15 protein-coding genes are annotated in these 17,193 nt (G+C 64.5%); 13 read left to right on the forward strand and 2 right to left on the reverse strand.

Annotation, left to right across the window (positions count from 1 at the left end; translation table 11 throughout):
• Positions 1 to 149: 149 nt before the first annotated feature.
• The gene (locus tag IVB18_RS06780; RefSeq protein WP_247988442.1) at positions 150 to 1,313 is read right to left on the reverse strand and encodes an acyl-CoA desaturase; all 1,164 of its coding nucleotides are present in this window, start codon (positions 1,311 to 1,313) and stop codon (positions 150 to 152) included.
• Between the two features lie 409 nt (positions 1,314 to 1,722).
• Between IVB18_RS06780 and IVB18_RS06785 the strand changes: the two genes are divergently transcribed.
• Both IVB18_RS06785 and IVB18_RS06790 read left to right on the forward strand, forming a co-directional pair.
• Entirely contained in the window at positions 1,723 to 2,484 is a 762-nt protein-coding gene (locus IVB18_RS06785; protein ID WP_247988443.1) for a DapH/DapD/GlmU-related protein, read from the forward strand.
• 43 nt (positions 2,485 to 2,527) lie between these two features.
• On the forward strand, positions 2,528 to 3,238 hold the full coding sequence (locus tag IVB18_RS06790; RefSeq protein ID WP_247988444.1) for an SDR family NAD(P)-dependent oxidoreductase: 711 nt from the start codon (positions 2,528 to 2,530) through the stop codon (positions 3,236 to 3,238).
• A gap of 46 nt (positions 3,239 to 3,284) precedes the next feature.
• On the opposite strand, the gene IVB18_RS06795 is transcribed toward IVB18_RS06790, so the two are convergent.
• Positions 3,285 to 3,803, reverse strand: a complete 519-nt coding sequence (locus IVB18_RS06795) for a DUF2231 domain-containing protein (protein WP_247988445.1) — start codon at positions 3,801 to 3,803, stop codon at positions 3,285 to 3,287.
• Between the two features lie 393 nt (positions 3,804 to 4,196).
• On the opposite strand from IVB18_RS06795, the gene tolQ reads away from it, so the two are divergent.
• The 11 genes from tolQ (at position 4,197) to IVB18_RS06850 (ending at position 17,062) form a co-directional block, all read left to right on the forward strand.
• Positions 4,197 to 4,913 (forward strand): protein TolQ, encoded by a 717-nt coding sequence (gene tolQ / locus IVB18_RS06800; protein ID WP_247988446.1) that lies wholly within the window; start codon positions 4,197 to 4,199, stop codon positions 4,911 to 4,913.
• 55 nt (positions 4,914 to 4,968) lie between these two features.
• On the forward strand, positions 4,969 to 5,421 hold the full coding sequence (tolR, locus tag IVB18_RS06805; protein WP_247988447.1) for a protein TolR: 453 nt from the start codon (positions 4,969 to 4,971) through the stop codon (positions 5,419 to 5,421).
• A 4-nt stretch (positions 5,422 to 5,425) separates the two neighbouring features.
• Positions 5,426 to 6,385: a protein TolA gene (locus tag IVB18_RS06810; RefSeq protein ID WP_247988448.1), complete on the forward strand. Its 960-nt coding sequence runs from the start codon at positions 5,426 to 5,428 to the stop codon at positions 6,383 to 6,385.
• 30 nt (positions 6,386 to 6,415) lie between these two features.
• Positions 6,416 to 7,777, forward strand: coding sequence for a Tol-Pal system beta propeller repeat protein TolB (gene tolB, locus IVB18_RS06815; RefSeq protein ID WP_247988449.1), 1,362 nt, complete (start codon positions 6,416 to 6,418; stop codon positions 7,775 to 7,777).
• Positions 7,778 to 8,045: 268 nt separating this feature from the next.
• The gene (locus tag IVB18_RS06820) at positions 8,046 to 10,376 is read left to right on the forward strand and encodes an EAL domain-containing protein (RefSeq protein ID WP_247988450.1); all 2,331 of its coding nucleotides are present in this window, start codon (positions 8,046 to 8,048) and stop codon (positions 10,374 to 10,376) included.
• Positions 10,377 to 10,566: 190 nt separating this feature from the next.
• On the forward strand, positions 10,567 to 11,292 hold the full coding sequence (locus IVB18_RS06825) for a hypothetical protein (protein WP_247988451.1): 726 nt from the start codon (positions 10,567 to 10,569) through the stop codon (positions 11,290 to 11,292).
• Between the two features lie 292 nt (positions 11,293 to 11,584).
• The gene (gene pal, locus IVB18_RS06830; protein ID WP_247988452.1) at positions 11,585 to 12,073 is read left to right on the forward strand and encodes a peptidoglycan-associated lipoprotein Pal; all 489 of its coding nucleotides are present in this window, start codon (positions 11,585 to 11,587) and stop codon (positions 12,071 to 12,073) included.
• 177 nt (positions 12,074 to 12,250) lie between these two features.
• Positions 12,251 to 13,276 (forward strand): tol-pal system protein YbgF, encoded by a 1,026-nt coding sequence (gene ybgF, locus IVB18_RS06835; protein WP_247988453.1) that lies wholly within the window; start codon positions 12,251 to 12,253, stop codon positions 13,274 to 13,276.
• Positions 13,277 to 13,358: 82 nt separating this feature from the next.
• A complete protein-coding gene (gene tilS / locus IVB18_RS06840) occupies positions 13,359 to 14,432 on the forward strand; it encodes a tRNA lysidine(34) synthetase TilS (RefSeq protein WP_247988454.1) in 1,074 nt (357 codons plus the stop codon).
• Positions 14,433 to 14,710: 278 nt separating this feature from the next.
• Entirely contained in the window at positions 14,711 to 16,633 is a 1,923-nt protein-coding gene (ftsH, locus tag IVB18_RS06845; RefSeq protein ID WP_247988455.1) for an ATP-dependent zinc metalloprotease FtsH, read from the forward strand.
• Between the two features lie 12 nt (positions 16,634 to 16,645).
• On the forward strand, positions 16,646 to 17,062 hold the full coding sequence (locus IVB18_RS06850; protein ID WP_247988456.1) for a DUF3052 domain-containing protein: 417 nt from the start codon (positions 16,646 to 16,648) through the stop codon (positions 17,060 to 17,062).
• The last annotated feature ends 131 nt before the right edge of the window (positions 17,063 to 17,193 follow it).

Raw genomic sequence — 17,193 nt, forward strand, 5'->3', positions numbered from 1 at the left:
GATCCGGGGACCGAGACCTCTCAAAGCCTTCAGGCGCATGCCCCCAAAGTCCTGATGGCCCCGAGCCGCCCGCCTGCGTATCCCGCAGGCGGGCGGTTCGGTTTTGAGGGGGAGCGCGGCTGGCAGGCGCGATGTTCAGATCGCCGTGGTCAGCTCGCCGTGGCGAGTTGCGCGCGAACCGACGTCAGGAAGTGTTCGTAGGCGCGGTCCACGATCTCGTTAAGTGATCGCGTTCGCGCGAACATCGCCTTGGCCTCGGCGAGAAACTCGTCGCGGGTCGGAATCTTCGGCAAATGCAGATGCGTCAGCGCATCGACGCCTTCATGGGCGCGATTGAGGATGTCGTGCAGCGTTGGCAGTTGCAACTGGGCCAAATCGGCTCGGCGCAACGCCGACGAGATCGCGTGCGCCAGAGTCTGCGCATCGAACCGTCCGGCAAGCTCGTGGGCCGCCCGATTGATGACCCGCGCGCCGAGCGGCTGCTCGTTGCGCAGCACCAGCTCGGGCGGCGTCTTCATGTTCCAGACGACGCCGCACCAGGACAAGACCTTCAGGATGTAATAGGTCACGTCGATTTCCCACCAGCGAAAGCCTTGTCGCACGCTGCTTTGGTAGGCGTGGTGATTGTTGTGCCAGCCCTCACCCAGCGTGAACAACGCCAGCAGCCAGTTGTTGCGGGAATCATCGCCCGTCACGTAGCGCTTGCGTCCATGCACGTGGGCGAGGGAATTGATGCAGAAGGTCGCGTGATAGAGCAGCACCGTGCTCCACAGGAAGCCGACGACCAGACCCGGCCACCCCGCAACCAGGAAGCAGAGCGCTGCTAGCGCAACGGCCGGCAGGAGCTCCAGCCGATGCAGCCACATCAGCTCCGGATAGCGCGCGAGATCGTCAACTTTCACGAGGTCGGTCGCGTCGTGCTGCCGGAAAAAAATCCAGCCGAGATGGCTGTACAGAAAGCCGCGGTGACGCGGTGAATGCACGTCGTTTTCGGTATCGGAATGCAGATGATGGTGTCGATGCTTGGCCGCCCACCACAAAACGCTCTTCTGCGCGGTGCTCTGCGCGAGGCAGGCCAGGATGAACTGAAACACCCGGCCGGTCGCAAACGCCCGATGCGAGAAATAACGGTGGTAGCCTGCCCCGATTGCAAACATCCGCACGACATACAGTGACACACAGATCGCGAGGGCCTGCCACGTGATGCCTGACCAGATCGCGGCAAAGCAGCCGAGATGGACCAGCAGGAACGGCAGGGCGGAGGGATACATGATGTCGTCGTGTTGGTCGTCGGCGGGTGCGTTGGGCGACATTGTTTCAGGGTGACCTTGGATGACGGGAAGTGGAACTTGCTCCGGAAGCGCCGAAGGCGTGCCGTGTGCGAAAACCCCGCGGATGGCGGACCACCGCGGGGTCTTGGACGAGATGCTTTGCGAGTACATCCCTGGTCAAGCCGGTGGCGGATTTGGTCCGCCGCTCACAGGGCGCACAGATTGTCCGGGTCGACTTGTCCATCCGGGTTAAATACGCAGCTAGCTCAAGTCGTTGGCCGAAAAGTCGTTTGCCGAAACCCGACCAAGTATATGGTTGCGGATCACTGGCATGCAAGCTCGTAGTCTCACGGGAGCTGCGGTGCGGCGTCACGCCTGCCGCGGATGCAACTTGGTGCGCGGGGGCCGTTGACGGCCTATATTCGACACGTGACACGGAAGCGAGGCGGCGATGGCGGATGCTGCGACGAGCGACAGCCTCTGGCAGGAGATACGCGGCGAGGCGCAGCGCGCGGCCGCTGCTGATCCCGTATTCGGTGCGGTCCTTGCGGCCGCCATTTTCGCCCACGACGATTTCGCCGCCGCCTTGTCCGATCTGGTCGGGCGACGGCTTGGCGACAGCGCCGCCGCGCGCACGCGCGTTACGGCATTTTCCAACGAGGCCTTTGACGGCGAGCCGGAGCTGGTCGAAGCGGCAGGTCGTGATTTGCGGGCTATTACGATCCGCGATCCCGCCGTCCCCGGCCTGTTGCCGCCGCTGCTGCATTTCAAGGGCTACGTCGCGCTGCAAGCCTGGCGCGTCTCGAACTGGCTGTGGCGCCGCGGCCATACCGACGCGGCGCTGCTGTTTCAGAACGAAGCGTCGAACGTCTTGCAGGTCAGCATTCATCCCGCGGCGAGCATCGGATCGTCGGTGTACCTCGACCATGCCACCGGCATCGTGATCGGTGCCAATGTGGTGATCGGCGATGAGGCCACCATCCTTCAGAACGTCAGTATCGGCCGCCGCGGCGAACTGCCGACGCGCTCGCCTCGCATTGGTCGCGGCGTGTTCATCGGCTCCGGCGCGACGATTCTCGGCGACGTCAGGATCGGAGATTTCGCCAAGATCGGCGCCGGCACGGTCGTGACTACCGACGTGCCCGGCGGCTGCACCGCCGTGGGCAATCCCGCGCGATTGACCAATTGCCCCGAACCCGCATCCGCGGCCTGAGCCATCAAGTCAAATCATCAGCTTTCAATCTTCGGAGAGTGCAATGAAGACGGCAATCGTGATCGGCGTCGGTCCGGACCGCGGGCTCGGGGCGCAGCTCTGCAAGCGCTTTGCGGCCGAGGGACTCAAGGTGATCGTCGCGGGCCGGACGCTGTCCGCGTTGCAGGCAGTTGCGGGTGATATCGAAAAGGCGGGCGGGGCGGCCGTCCCCATCGTCGCGGACGCGACCAAGGAGAGCGACATCGCCGCCTTGTTCGACGCCGCCGGCGAAAACCTCGATCTTGCCATCTACAACGCCGGCAACAACACGCCGGGAAAAATCATCGAGATGGAGGCCGACTATTTTGAGAAGGCCTGGCGCGTGGTCTGCTTCGGCGGCTTCCTGTTCGGCCGCGAGGCGGTGCGCCGTATGGCGCCGAAGAAGGCCGGCACGCTGCTCTTCACCGGTGCCAGCGCCTCGCTGCGCGGGCGCTCCGGCTATGGCGCCTTCAACTCGGCGAAGGCGGGGCTGCGCACGCTAGCGCAGGCCATGGCCAAGGAATACGCGCCCGACGGCATCCATGTCGGCCATGTCGTGGTCGACGGCGCCATCGGCGGCGACAAGATTCTGACGCGATTTCCCGATGCGGCGAGCCGCGAGGACAGCCTGATCGACATCGAAGGCATCGTCGATGCCTTCACCTTCCTCTACCGCCAGCCCGAGCGCGCCTGGTCGTTCGAGCTCGACGTGCGGACGTCGAGGGAGAAGTGGTAGGGCAGGGGCGTCGCCGATGCCGAGCGCGCTCGGCGACGCGGCTCGCTCAGGCCGCGCGCCGATGGCTCTCACCGCCATGCTGCGGCGTGACCGGTTCCGAACTGGTCTGGCCCGGTGCGTCCAGTACCGCAACGTGATGCCGGTAGACCATCTCCCAGCCCTTCCATCCCGTGAACAGGAGGATGCCGACGACGACCAGGGAGAGCACCACGCCCCACGGTTTGATCGCCGCCTCGGTGCCTTGCGCATAGCGAAGGTAGAAGTTGATCAGGGCCAGCACGACCGCTGTGAGATTGCCGACCATGTGGTACCAGGCATCGTTAAGCTGGCGAATGCGGGGCTCGCTGAAGAAGTCCGTAAAGCCGGCCGCGGCGGCCACGAGCGCCATGACGATGCCGGCGCCGATCAGCCACATTGCGGCCCTGGCCCAGAAGCCATCGCCGGTGCCAATGAAAGCCAGATCGGCGATGGGCGCGCCGACCAGGAACGCCACGGGAAACGGGATAATCATCGGGTGGAGCGGGTGATCGCCGACGGCGGCGGTCGTCTTGGGGTTGATGCTCATGGCAAAGCCTCACCGAAAGTGATTTTCCGGACAATCGCCGAGGCTGGGGCTGGTTCCTCCGGGGGCGGCGACATCGGGTGGTGCAGGATCCGTGGCGGCAACTGCCTGCACTGCCTACCTTTCCCGCAGCCAAATTCACCGCTGGTAACCCCGCATTAACTATCGCCGGGCACTGCTAATTGAGGACGGCCGCGTCCAGAGCCGTGGTCGAGGCCCTTAGTTTTGACATCTTGGCAGGGAATGCAGACGGCCGGCTTTGGACGAGCCCTGCACCCCAGAAAGACTAGGCTTTGAACGGGCTTGCCGGCTGCACGGTTTGCGCGGCTGTTGGGGGAACCGGCGTTTGCTGGCCGGGGGACGTTAGGTAACGATCGCCTTGAGAGGATATAGCTTATGAATCCGGCCGACGTGGCTCAGTCAGCCCTTCCGATTGCCGCCTCCGCCGACGTGTCGTTGATCGCGCTGTTCTGGCAGGCTCACTGGATCGTGAAAGCGGTGATGCTTGGACTTCTGTCCTGCTCGGTCTGGGTCTGGGCGATCGCCATCGACAAGATTTTCCTGTTTGCCCGCACCCGCCGATCGATGGACCGCTTTGAGCAGGCATTCTGGTCCGGCGAGTCGATCGAGGAGCTCTATCGCACGCTCTCGGCCAAGCCGACACATTCCATGGCGGCCTGCTTCGTGGCGGCGATGCGGGAGTGGAAGCGCTCGTTTGAGAGCCACGCGCGCTCGGTGGCGGGACTTCAGATGCGCATCGACAAGGTGATGAACGTCTCGATCTCGCGCGAGATCGAGCGGCTGGAACGCCGGCTCCTGGTGCTCGCGACCGTCGGCTCCGCCGGCCCCTTCGTCGGCCTGTTCGGCACGGTCTGGGGCATCATGTCGAGCTTCCAGTCGATTGCGGCGTCGAAAAATACCTCCCTGGCGGTGGTGGCGCCAGGCATCGCCGAGGCGCTGTTTGCGACCGCCGTCGGCCTTATCGCCGCCATTCCTGCCACTATTTTCTACAATAAGTTCACCTCCGAGGTGAACCGGCAGGCCCAGCGGCTCGAAGGCTTCGCAGATGAATTTTCGGCCATCCTGTCGCGTCAGATCGACGAGCGGGGCTGACGGACGGCATGTATGACGGCATGTATAGTGTGACGGCACATTTGGGCAGCAGATTATGGGCATGAACGCAGCCAGTTCGTCCGGAGGCGGCGGCCGTCGCAGCCGGCGCAAGCCGGTCATGGCCGAGATCAACGTCACGCCGATGGTCGACGTGATGCTGGTGCTGCTCATTATCTTCATGGTCTCGGCGCCGCTGCTCACCGTCGGCGTGCCGCTCGACCTGCCGCAGACCCAGGCCAAGAGCCTCGAGACCAACGACCAGAAGCCGATCCAGATGTCTGTCGACATCAAGGGCAAGGTGTTCATCAACGACGCCGAGATCGCGATCAACGAGCTGGTGCCGAAGCTGAAGGCGATCACGGACGCGCGCGGCGGGCTCGAGGAACGCATCTATCTGCGCGCCGACAAGAAGGCGGATTACGGCACGGTGGCCAAGGTGATGGGCCTCCTGTCCGGTGCGGGATTCAAGAAGCTGGCGCTCGTCACGGAAGCGGATCAGGGATCCTAAGCTGGTGAAGGTGAACGTCGACAAGACACTCGTTGCGTCGATTGCCCTCCACGTCCTCGTGATCGGATGGGGGCTGTTCACCTTTAGCAGCAAGGCTTTCGTAGCGCCGGAAGAGTCACTTCCGATCGACATCATCTCCACCGATCAGCTCGCGCAGATCACCGCGGGGCAGAAGACCGGCGAGAAGGACAAGCCGAAGCCCAAGGTCGAGAAGGTCGCGGACGCGCCGCCCGATGAGGATTCCGCCGGCAAGGTCACCACGAAGAAAGAGCTGATCAAGACGAACTCGACGCCCGAGCCGCCGCCGAAGCCCGTCGAAAAGCCGGTCGAGAAGAAGCCCGAACCGCCCAAGCCGGTCGCCGAGGCCAAGCCCAAAGAGGAACCGAAGCCGCAGGAAAAGAAACCTGATCCGGCCAAGGAAGATCCGATCGCGGAACTCCAGAAGAAGCTGGAGACGAAGAAGCCGCCGCCCAAGCCGCCGGAGCCCAAGGTTGCGCAGACGCAACCGCAGCAGCAGCCGAAACCCAGGGAGCGCAGTTTCGATCCCGCGCAGATTCAGCGCGACCTCGACAAGCGCGATCCGACCCGGCACGAGCTTACCGGGACGACAATGAATGCGTCCGCCTCGCTCGGATCGAATACCGGGACCGCTGTCACCAACGTCGCGACCTGGCGAGGCGCATTCCAGGGCGCGGTCAAGCGCTGCTTCACGCCCACCTATAACGGGCAGGACGCCGATCAGTACGAAGCCGACATCGACATTCCCATGAAGATCGATGGATCGCTGGCGTCCGAGCCCATCGTTGTTGCGGTGAGAGGGCCGTCGCGGTCGATTGCCCAGGCGGTGGCGGAGAGCGCCAAGCGCGCCATCGTGCAGTGCCAAGTTTATTCGTTCATGCCGAAGCAGCAATACGACAGCTGGAAGACCATTCCGATGACTTTCGGCCTGAAAGACATGTTGTGACATCCGAACAAAAGAATAAAGAATATTGCGATGAATGACGTCCGATCGATGAACCGCCGCCGCTTCATGACCCTGACCGGATCGACGCTTGCGATGCTCGGGGGCGGACGCGCCTTCGCCCAGGCTCAGGGTCGACTCCGCATCGACCCCACCGAATTTCAGCCCGTTCCGATCGCGATCACCAATTTCCTGCCAGGCTCGCCGTCGGACGGCGACGTCGGCAATGGTGTCACGCAGGTCATCACCAACAATCTGAAGCGCTCGGGCCTCTTTGCCCCGATCGACCAGGCCGCCTTCATCGAGCGCATCAGCAATATCGATGTCGCGCCGCAATTCCAGAACTGGAAGACCATCAACGCGCAGGCGCTGGTCACGGGCCGCATGACGCGGCAGCCGGATGGCCGGCTCAAGGCCGAATTCCGCCTGTGGGACGTGGTCTCCGGCCAGCAGCTCGCCGGCCAGCAATATTTCACCTCGCCGGAATACTGGCGCCGCATCGCCCACATCATCTCCGACCAGATCTACGAGCGGATGACCGGCGAAAAAGGCTATTTCGACAGCCGCGTGGTGTTCGTGGACGAAACCGGACCGAAGGAGCGCCGCGTCAAGCGGCTCGCGATCATGGACCAGGACGGTGCCAATGTGCGCTACCTGACCCGCGGCGCGGATCTCGTGCTGACGCCGCGCTTCTCGCCGAACTCGCAAGAGATCACCTACATGGAGTTCGGCCAGGGCGATCCAAAAGTCTATCTCTATAATATCGAGACCGGGCAGCGCGAAATCGTCGGCAACTTCCCGGGCATGACCTTTGCGCCACGTTTCTCGCCGGATGGCCAGCGCGTCATCATGAGCCTGCAGCAGGGCGGCAATTCCAATCTGTTCGCGATGGACCTGCGCTCGCGTTCGACCACGCGCCTCACCGACACGCCGGCGATCGACACTTCGCCGTCCTATTCGCCCGACGGCACCCGCATCTGCTTCGAATCCGATCGCGGCGGCAGGCCGCAGATCTACGTGATGGCCGCGGGCGGCGGATCGGCGCAGCGCATCTCCTTCTCCAAGGACGACACCAACGCCAGCTATTCGACGCCGGTGTGGTCGCCGCGCGGCGATTACATCGCGTTCACCAAGCAGGGCGGCGGGCAGTTCTCGATCGGCGTCATCAAGCCGGACGGCACCGGCGAGCGGCTGCTCACGTCCGGCTACCACAATGAGGGCCCAACCTTTTCGCCCAACGGCCGCGTGCTGATGTTCTTCCGCGATCCCGGCGGCGCCGGCGGGCCGTCGCTGTTCTCCGTCGACATCTCCGGCCGCAATGAGCTGAAGGTGCCGACGCCGGGCTTCGCCTCCGACCCGGCGTGGTCGCCGCTGCTGTCCTCGACTTCGGGCTAAAAGATCGGGACTAAAAAGAACGGGGCTAAAAAATCGCGCGTCCAGACGCGCGATGTTTTCGAAAAAGCGTGCCGATTTTTTCGGTTTCCGCGCGGTTGGCAAGCTTTCCTTCACCTTGCGGTCGGCAAGGCTTGCCTAGTTGCTTGATATTTCAGCGGAAACAGGTTCGTTATTGCCGAAAAACAACTCGACTTTAACGATGTTCCCTCAGAAAGGCTTCATCTGGTCTGAGTAACAGTACGCGGCAAACAGGACGCGTAACAAGCCAATGCAGCTGGCCGACCAGAAGCAGAGCGATCGAGACGAGCTGGAGCCGATACTCTACGCCGCTCTCATCAACTCTATGGTGCAGAATTTCTGGGCTATCTTCCTGGGCTCGGCCTCCGCGGCCGTGGCCGCGGTGATGACTGCGCTCAAGACCGGCGACGTCTGGCTGTGGCCGATCGCGTTCCTGCTGATCGCCATCGGCACCGCGCGCGCGTTTCAGATGCGCGGATACGAAAACCGCCAGCAGGGACTGTCATTCGAAGAGGCCAAGCATCTGGAGCCGCGTTACTGGACCGGCGCGCTGAGTTATGCGGCCGTGCTCGGTGTGTGGGCCTTCGTTGTCATCTACAACAACGAGGATGCGGTTGCCGACATGCTCTGTGTCGCCATCGGCATCGGCTACACCGCCGGTGGCGCCGCCCGCAATTACGGGCAGCCCAAAGTGATCCAGTGGCACGTCGCGCTGGCCTGCGGTCCGATGTCGCTCGCTTTGCTGCTACACGGCGGATTCTACCACATCGGCCTTGCGATCCTGCTCGTGTTCTTCTTCATCGGGTTGAAGAACATCAACCTCAGCCTGCACGCGATCTTCGTCAAGGCGCTGACCTCGAGCTTCCGCGAATCCGCACTGGCAAGCCAGTTCGATACCGCGCTCAACAACATGCCGCACGGCCTGTGCATGTTTCGCGCCGACGGGCGGCTCGCGGTGATGAACCATCGCTTCGGCCAGGTGATGTCGCTGCCCGACGGTTTGGTTAAGCGCGGCGCCATCGCCGCGGACATCGTGTCGGCCTGCGTTGCCGCCGGGTCGATCTCGGCGGACAGCGGCAATCAGATCCTGGCCGAGATCGAGCACGCGCGGATTCGCGAGATCGTCACCGCCGATCCCGACCCGGCGCGCGGCCGCGCGCTGGCCTGGACGTTCCAGCCGATGACCGGCGGCGGCACCGTTCTGCTGCTGGAAGACATCACCGAACGCACCAATGCGGAAGCCCGGATCAGCCATCTCGCCCGCTTTGACGAGCTCACCGCGCTGCCCAACCGCGTCAGCTTCCGCGACGAGATCGAGCGGCTGCTGGCGCATTCGCACGATGCCGAGCGTCTCTCCGCTCTGCTTTTCGTCGATCTCGACCAGTTCAAGCAGGTCAACGATACACTGGGTCATCCCTGCGGCGACCAGCTCCTGTGCGCGGTCGCCAACCGGCTGCGCGAGATGCTGCGGCCGGAGGATTTCGTCGCCCGCTTCGGTGGCGATGAATTCGTCGTGTTCCAGCAGAACATCTCTTCGCCCGAGGACGCCGCGGCGCTCGCCCGCCGCATCGTCGAGCGCCTGAGCGAGCGCTACCGCATCGACAATCATCTGGTCGAGATCGGCGCCAGCGTCGGCATCTCGCTGACCTCGCCGGGCGGCGTCAGCGCCGATACGCTGCTCAAGAACGCCGACATGGCGCTGTACCGTGCCAAGGCCGATGGCCGCGGCACCTTCTGCTTCTTCCGCGACGAGATGGCGGCGACCGTCGAGGCCCGCCGCATCCTCGAGCTCGACCTGCGCAAGGCGCTCGCCAACGAGGAGTTCGAGCTGTTCTACCAGCCGCTGGTCAACCTGAAGTCCGGCAAGATCACCACCTGCGAGGCGCTGTTGCGCTGGAATCATCCGGTGCGCGGCACGGTGTCGCCGGTCGACATCATTCCGGTCGCCGAGGACATGGGCCTGATCGTCGATCTCGGCCGCTGGATCCTGCGCCGGGCCTGCATGGAATGCATGAAGTGGCCGGAAGGCGTCAGCGTCGCCGTCAACTTCTCGCCGCAGCAATTCCACCAGCGCGACGTGCTCAGCGAAATCCGTTACGCGCTCGAGGTCTCGGGGCTCCCGGCCCACCGGCTGGAGATCGAGATCACCGAATCGTCGCTGTTGCGCAACACCCAGCTCACCCACGACATCCTGTCGCAGCTGCACGCGTTGGGCGTGCGCATTTCGCTGGATGACTTCGGCACCGGCTATTCGAGCCTCAGCTATTTGCACAATTTCCCCATGCAGAAGGTGAAGATCGACCGCTCCTTCCTCGAGGGCATCGACACCGACCGGCCGCTGACGCTGCTGCGCGGCGTGGCGCGCCTGTCCGCCGACCTCGGCATGGCGGTCGTGGTCGAGGGCATCGAGACCAACGAGCAGCTCGAGCTGATCAGCGCCGACGGCACCGTCTCCGAGGCGCAAGGCTATCTGTTCAGCCGCCCGGTGCCCGCCGTGCGGATGCGCCAGCTCCTCAACGCCTCGCATGGACGCCGCGGCGAGAGCCTGCTCCAGGTCGCCGCCTCGCGTTCCTTCGCCTGATCCATTTCCGGAAACTTCCCGTCGTTTCAGGCAGTTGCGGTGGTCACCGTAGTGCTACGGGGTTAACCCTAACCCTTCGATTGCTTTGCATCGTTGTTAAGAAGGTGTTAACAAATTATCACGCGCGCGCAAGTTGTCCTGCGGGAGTCGTCCAGGTGTGAGCGTGGTGAGCGATGAGTAAGGAGTTGGAATGCAGTCCTCAGCCAGAGCGATCATTTCGGCTGTTGGACGCGGAGCCGAACTCCTGACCGACGTCGATTATCATCTTGCCGAAACGGTCGAGGACAAGGAGGAGATCTATCACCTCCGCTATCGCGCCTATCTGCGCGAAGGTGCCGTCAAGGAATCCTCCGAGGCACGCGTCACCGACCAGTATGACGAGCTTCCGAACGCATGGACGTTCGGTGTCTATCTCCACGGCGGACTTTGCAGCTCCGTGCGCATCAGCGTGCTGACCTCGGAATGGCGCGAGTCGACCTCGGCCGACGTCTTCCCCGAGGTGGTGCTGCCGCGGCTCGAGCGCGGCGAGGTCATGATCGATCCGACGCGATTTGTCGCCGACCCCGACATGGCGAAGCGGGTTCCGGAATTGCCCTATCTGACGCTGCGCCTCGCCTACATGGCGTGCGAGCATTTCAACGCCGATCTCGGCCTTGCGATCGTGCGCCCCGAACATCAAGCATTCTATCGCCGCGTCTTCCTGCACGCGCCCATCGCACAGCCCCGGTTGGTCCCCGGCCTCACCAAGGCATTCGGCCTGATGGGGGCCGACTTCCCGGCCTTCCGCAAGAAGGTATTCGAGCGCTATCCGATCATGCGCTCGACGGCCTTCGAACGTCGGATGCTGTTTGGGCGCGGCGGCCAGCGCCAGGTTCCGCAACGGCCGGTGCTCGTGGCGGACGCCTCTCACGCCTGATTCTGCCTCGGTGCTCTCGCGCCGCCGCACGGCTTTTCGGCCGGCGTCATCTTCGTTCGGATCGACCGAGGGTCCAAAATTCCGGCAGAAGCCAGCGCTTCTGCCGGTTAACGTGGCTTGCCTTCACCCTCGCGCCACATTTACAACCCATTAACCATCGCGGGTGCTTTTGGCCGATCGGGGGCATTTGACCGGCTCTGGCAACGTCCCATCAAGGTTGACGGAACGTTCGCTTAACCAACCCCCTGTAGACCAGACAGCAGTGGACTAACGTGAGCGTGGAGGCTCCGGAATGAAACATCCTATGCGTATCCTCCAGGGATTGAAGCTGGCCGCGGTGCTTGCCGTCGCGTTGTCGATGGGCGCCTGCGCCAACAAGAACCTGGGGGCCGATGCGATGGCCAGCGCTGCGACGCCCGGCAGCCAGCAGGACTTCGTCGTGAACGTGGGCGACCGCGTGTTCTTCGAAAGCGACCAGACCGATCTGACCCCGCAGGCGATCGTGACCCTGGAGAAGCAGGCGCAATGGCTCCAGAGCTATCCGCGCTACAGCTTCACCGTCGAAGGTCACGCCGACGAGCGCGGCACCCGTGAATACAACATCGCGCTCGGCGCCCGGCGCGCCCAGTCGGTGCGCTCGTTCCTGGCCTCGCGCGGCATCGATCCGAACCGCATGCGCACGATCTCCTACGGCAAGGAACGGCCGGTCGCCGTCTGCAACGACATCTCCTGCTGGTCGCAGAACCGCCGCGCGGTCACCGTGCTGAACGCGAGCTCCTGAGAGCCGCCGTTTGACGACCAGGAAGCTTCGCCGGCGCCCTCTCGGGCGTCGGTTTCGTTTCAGCGATCTGTGACAAAAACCCCGTGGTGCTAGTCACATTTTTGGCGTACTCCGCTTCAATGTGTGGCGCGTCGAATGTTCCGTCGCAGGCCATTTCGCTTTCGTCGTCAGGGCAAGATGTCATCGAAATTCAAGGCAATTACCGGCACCGTGGCGATCGCCGCGCTGCTCTCCATTTGCTCGCCCGCGCTCGCGCAGTCGGACGATGCCGACCCCGAGATGCGGATCGAGCGGCTGGAAAACCAGCTGCGCCAGCTCACCGGCCAGAACGAAGAGCTGCAATATCGTAACCGGCAGCTCGAAGAGCGCCTCCGACAGTTCGAGGGCGGTGCGCAAGCCGCACCCGGACAGGCACCGGTCCAGCCCAACGTCGCGGCCGTACCGCCCGCCCAGTCCGCGCCGGTCTATCGCCAGCAGCAGCAACAGCCCGCCCAGCAGAATTACGAGCCGCAGATCGCAGCTCCGGCCCCGATTGTTCAGGAAGCACCTCAGCCCGGCGCGCCCGGCGTTCGCCGCCGCGGCGATGCGTTCGACCCGAGCCAGAATCCGAGCGCTCCGGGCGCGCCGCGCGCGCTCGGCGGCGGGCAGCAGCCGGTGCCGGCAGGAGCTCCGGCCGGGGCGCCCGGCGGTCGCGGCGCCGGCGAGCCGCTCGATCTCGCCAACAATGGCGGGCGCTATCCGCAAGCTGCTGCGCCTGCGCCGGCCCAGCCCGGCTATCCCGCGCCGGCCGGCGGCGGCCCTGCGACGCTGCCGCCCTCGGCATCATCGCGCGACGAATTCGACCTCGGCATCGGCTACATGCAGCGCAAGGATTATGCGCTCGCCGAGCAGACCATGAAGACCTTTGCGCAGAAATATCCGAGCGATCCGCTGCTCGGGGACGCGCAATATTGGCTTGGCGAGAGCTACTTCCAGCGCCAGCAATATCGCGACTCGGCGGAAGCTTTCCTCGCCGTCACCACCAAATACGAAAAATCGGCCAAGGCCCCGGATGCCCTGCTGCGGCTCGGCCAGTCGCTCGCCGCGCTGAAGGAGAAGGAGGCTGCATGTGCTGCCTTCGGCGAGGTCGGCCGCAAATTTCCGCGCGCCTCCGCCGGCGTCAAAGCCGCTGTCGACCGCGAGCAGAAGCGCGTGAAGTGCTGACTCGCGGCGTTTGAGCCTGACAACGCGGATGGCGCTGCGCTAAACATTGCGGCCATCCGCCTGCGATTGCCTGGGCCGCGTCATGTCAGACGACGACAACTCACCGATCTCGGCGCGCGAGGCGAAGCGGCTCTTCGCCGATCTGCGAAGCGCGCCGGCGCTGGTGCTTGCGGTCTCCGGCGGGCCTGACTCGGTTGCGCTGATGTGGCTTGCGGCGCGCTGGCAGCGCAGCCTTGCGCGCGGGCCTCGTCTGGTGGTCGTCACCGTCGATCACGGCCTGCGGCCGGAAGCGACGCGCGAGGCACGCGAGGTCAAGCGGCAGGCCGCTGCTCTTGGATTGACGCACCGGACCCTGCGCTGGCGTGGCGCAAAGCCGAAGACGGGACTGCCCGCCGCCGCCCGCGAAGCCCGCTACCGCCTGCTCGCGCAGGCCGCGCGCGCCGTTGGCGCGAGCCATGTGCTGACCGCGCACACCCGCGACGACCAGGCCGAGACCCTGTTGATGCGGCTGTTGCGCGGCAGCGGAATTGCCGGGCTGTCGGCAATGGCGCGTCTGTCTGAACGCGACGGCATCGTGCTGGCACGCCCGCTGCTCGATGTCGCGAAATCGCAGCTCATCGCGACCCTGAAACGGGCGAAGGTCGGCTTTGCCGATGATCCCACCAACCGCGACACCGCGTTCACCCGGCCGCGGCTGCGCGCGCTGTTGCCGCAGCTCGCGACCGAGGGCGGCGATATCAGAAATCTGGTGCGGCTCGCGGCGCGGCTGGCGCGTGCCAATGCGTCGGTCGAGGTGCTGGCCGACGGCGCCGAGCGCTTCCTTCGCCTGCGGGATCGCGGCGATGCGCCGCATGCGCCGGGTGTGCGAAGCTTCGAGGCCGCAGCCTTCGCCGCCCTGCCGGAGGAGGTCCGATTGCGACTCCTGCTGCGGGCCATCAACGCTCTCGGCCATGAGGGGCCGGCGGAACTCGGCAAGGTCGAATCCCTCTTGGCCGCGCTTGATCAGGCCATTGCCGTGGGCGCCCGTGCAGCCAGAAATGGCCGGCCAGCCCTGAAGCAGACGCTTGCGGGAGCCTTGATCAGCCTTGCCGGGGGGCGTATCCGCGTCGTGGCGGCCCCGGCCCGGCGGCGCAAAGGCGGGTCAAGGGGCGGATAAGGTGGATCATGACACCGGCCGTTTCGAGACCGCGTCGTCAGGCCACCTTAACCAGGCAGGAAAAACCCGGATTCGGGCGCCATTATTTCAGCGGGAATCGGACTAAGATGGGATAAATAGTCCCATCTCGTTCCCTTGGCAGCGACCGGGACTGCACCTAAATTGTATGGGTCTAACCGAGAGGATTCCTTGGGGATTTCCTCGCACTGCCTGAATAACTACCCAAGTAACTGCCCAAGGATCAGGGCCGCGATCCGCGCGGCCACGAAGGAAGATCGATGAACGCCAATCTGCGCAATTTCGCCCTCTGGGTCATCATTGTTTTGCTGCTGTTGGCGTTGTTCACGCTCTTCCAGAATCCGGGTCAGCGCGCCTCGTCCCAGGACATCGCCTTCTCGCAGCTCCTGAGCGAGGTCGATCGGGGGAATGTGCGCGACGTTGTGATCCAGGGTCCGGACATTCACGGCACCTTCACCAACGGCTCAAGCTTCCAGACCTATGCACCCAGCGATCCGACGCTGGTGAAGCGCCTCTATGACAGCAAGGTCCAGATCAGCGCGAAGCCGCCGGGCGATAACGTGCCCTGGTTCGTCTCGCTGCTGGTCTCCTGGCTGCCGTTCATCGCGCTGATCGGCGTGTGGATCTTCCTGTCGCGGCAGATGCAGGGCGGCGCCGGCAAGGCGATGGGCTTCGGCAAGTCACGCGCGAAGATGCTCACGGAAGCGCATGGCCGCGTCACCTTCGAGGACGTCGCCGGCGTCGACGAGGCCAAGCAGGACCTCCAGGAGATCGTGGAATTCCTGCGCGACCCCGGCAAATTCCAGCGCCTCGGCGGCCGTATTCCGCGCGGCGTGCTGCTGGTCGGTCCTCCCGGCACCGGCAAGACGCTGATCGCGCGCGCGGTCGCGGGCGAAGCCAACGTGCCGTTCTTCACCATCTCGGGTTCGGACTTCGTCGAAATGTTCGTCGGCGTCGGCGCAAGCCGCGTGCGCGACATGTTCGAGCAGGCCAAGAAGAACGCGCCCTGCATCATCTTCATCGACGAAATCGACGCCGTCGGTCGTCACCGCGGCGCCGGTCTCGGCGGCGGCAATGACGAGCGCGAGCAGACCTTGAACCAGTTGCTGGTCGAGATGGACGGCTTCGAGGCGAACGAGGGCGTGATCCTGATCGCCGCGACCAACCGCCCCGACGTGCTCGATCCCGCGCTGCTGCGTCCCGGCCGCTTCGACCGTCAGGTCGTTGTGCCCAATCCGGACGTCGTCGGCCGCGAGCAGATCCTCAAGGTCCACGTCCGCAAGGTGCCGCTGGCGCCGGATATCAACCTCAAGACCATCGCGCGCGGCACGCCGGGCTTCTCCGGCGCCGACCTGATGAACCTCGTCAACGAGGCCGCCCTGACCGCTGCCCGCCGTAACAAGCGTATGGTGACCCAGGCCGAGTTCGAGGAGGCCAAGGACAAGGTGATGATGGGCGCCGAGCGCAAGTCGCTCGTCATGACCGAGGAAGAGAAACTGCTGACGGCCTATCACGAGGGCGGCCACGCCATCGTCGGCCTCAATGTCGTCGCGACCGATCCGATCCACAAGGCGACGATCATTCCGCGCGGCCGTGCGCTCGGCATGGTGATGCAGCTGCCCGAGCGCGACAAGCTGTCGATGTCGCTCGAGCAGATGACCTCGCGGCTGGCCATCATGATGGGCGGCCGCGTCGCCGAAGAGCTGATCTTCGGCCGTGAAAAGGTGACTTCCGGTGCGTCGTCCGACATCGAGCAAGCGACGCGGCTGGCGCGCATGATGGTGACGCGCTGGGGCCTCTCCGAGGCGCTCGGCACCGTGTCCTATGGCGAAAACCAGGACGAGGTTTTTCTGGGCATGTCGGTGTCGCGCACCCAGAACGCATCGGAGGCGACGGTTCAGAAGATCGACACCGAGATCCGGCGTTTCGTGGAAGAGGGCTACAACGAAGCGACGCGCATTCTCACCGAGAAGCGCGCCGATCTTGAAGCTCTCGCGAAGGGCCTGCTCGAGTTCGAGACGCTGAGCGGCGATGAGATCATCGACCTCCTCAAGGGCAAGAAGCCGAACCGCGAGTCCGTGCTCGAACCGGCCACGCCGCGCGCCTCCGCCGTGCCCCCGGCCGGCAAGTCGCGCCCGCGGCCCGATCCGGATCCCGGCCTGGAGCCGCAGCCGCAGGCGTGAGCCCGGCAAGCCATGGCCGGCTATTCCGGCAAACCGTTAGTGCAAAAGCTCGGCATCAAGCCGGGCTTTTGTATTTTTGCGGATGGCCTGTCTGTCGCATATGACGACATCGTCGGTGACCTGCCCGACGGTGTGCGGATTATGCGCGTGGCCAAGGCGCCGCTCGACCTCGTGCACCTCTTTGCGACCGAGGCCAAAGGCCTCGCCGCCAAGCTGCGCGGCTACCGCAAGGCGATCGCGCCTGATGGAATGATCTGGGCGTCCTGGCCGAAGAAGGCTTCGGGTGTCGCAACGGACGTGACGGAAACCGTGGTGCGCGAGACTGCGCTCGCCAATGGCCTCGTCGATATCAAGGTCTGCGCGGTCGACGATGTCTGGTCGGGCCTCAAGCTCGTGATCCCCGTCAAAGACCGCGTCAAGAAAAAGTAGGGTGGGCAAAGGCGCGTACGCGCCGTGCCCACCATCTCTCGGCAATCGCGATAGAAGTGGTGGGCACGCTGGCGCTTTGCCCACCCTACAAGCCCCGACGCTATAATGGTTGGCGCCCCGCTGGGCGCCAT

Source organism: Bradyrhizobium sp. 186 (assembly GCF_023101685.1).
Lineage (GTDB): Bacteria > Pseudomonadota > Alphaproteobacteria > Rhizobiales > Xanthobacteraceae > Bradyrhizobium.

Excerpts from the sequence above, each read along its gene's own strand:
- IVB18_RS06780 (WP_247988442.1), bottom strand. The coding sequence starts at position 1,313 with ATGTCGCCCAACGCACCCGCCGACGACCAACACGACGACATCATGTAT.
- IVB18_RS06785 (WP_247988443.1), top strand. The coding sequence starts at position 1,723 with ATGGCGGATGCTGCGACGAGCGACAGCCTCTGGCAGGAGATACGCGGC.
- IVB18_RS06790 (WP_247988444.1), top strand. The coding sequence starts at position 2,528 with ATGAAGACGGCAATCGTGATCGGCGTCGGTCCGGACCGCGGGCTCGGG.
- IVB18_RS06795 (WP_247988445.1), bottom strand. The coding sequence starts at position 3,803 with ATGAGCATCAACCCCAAGACGACCGCCGCCGTCGGCGATCACCCGCTC.
- tolQ (WP_247988446.1), top strand. The coding sequence starts at position 4,197 with ATGAATCCGGCCGACGTGGCTCAGTCAGCCCTTCCGATTGCCGCCTCC.
- tolR (WP_247988447.1), top strand. The coding sequence starts at position 4,969 with ATGGGCATGAACGCAGCCAGTTCGTCCGGAGGCGGCGGCCGTCGCAGC.
- tolB (WP_247988449.1), top strand. The coding sequence starts at position 6,416 with ATGAATGACGTCCGATCGATGAACCGCCGCCGCTTCATGACCCTGACC.
- IVB18_RS06820 (WP_247988450.1), top strand. The coding sequence starts at position 8,046 with ATGCAGCTGGCCGACCAGAAGCAGAGCGATCGAGACGAGCTGGAGCCG.
- IVB18_RS06825 (WP_247988451.1), top strand. The coding sequence starts at position 10,567 with ATGCAGTCCTCAGCCAGAGCGATCATTTCGGCTGTTGGACGCGGAGCC.
- pal (WP_247988452.1), top strand. The coding sequence starts at position 11,585 with ATGAAACATCCTATGCGTATCCTCCAGGGATTGAAGCTGGCCGCGGTG.
- ybgF (WP_247988453.1), top strand. The coding sequence starts at position 12,251 with ATGTCATCGAAATTCAAGGCAATTACCGGCACCGTGGCGATCGCCGCG.
- tilS (WP_247988454.1), top strand. The coding sequence starts at position 13,359 with ATGTCAGACGACGACAACTCACCGATCTCGGCGCGCGAGGCGAAGCGG.
- ftsH (WP_247988455.1), top strand. The coding sequence starts at position 14,711 with ATGAACGCCAATCTGCGCAATTTCGCCCTCTGGGTCATCATTGTTTTG.
- IVB18_RS06850 (WP_247988456.1), top strand. The coding sequence starts at position 16,646 with ATGGCCGGCTATTCCGGCAAACCGTTAGTGCAAAAGCTCGGCATCAAG.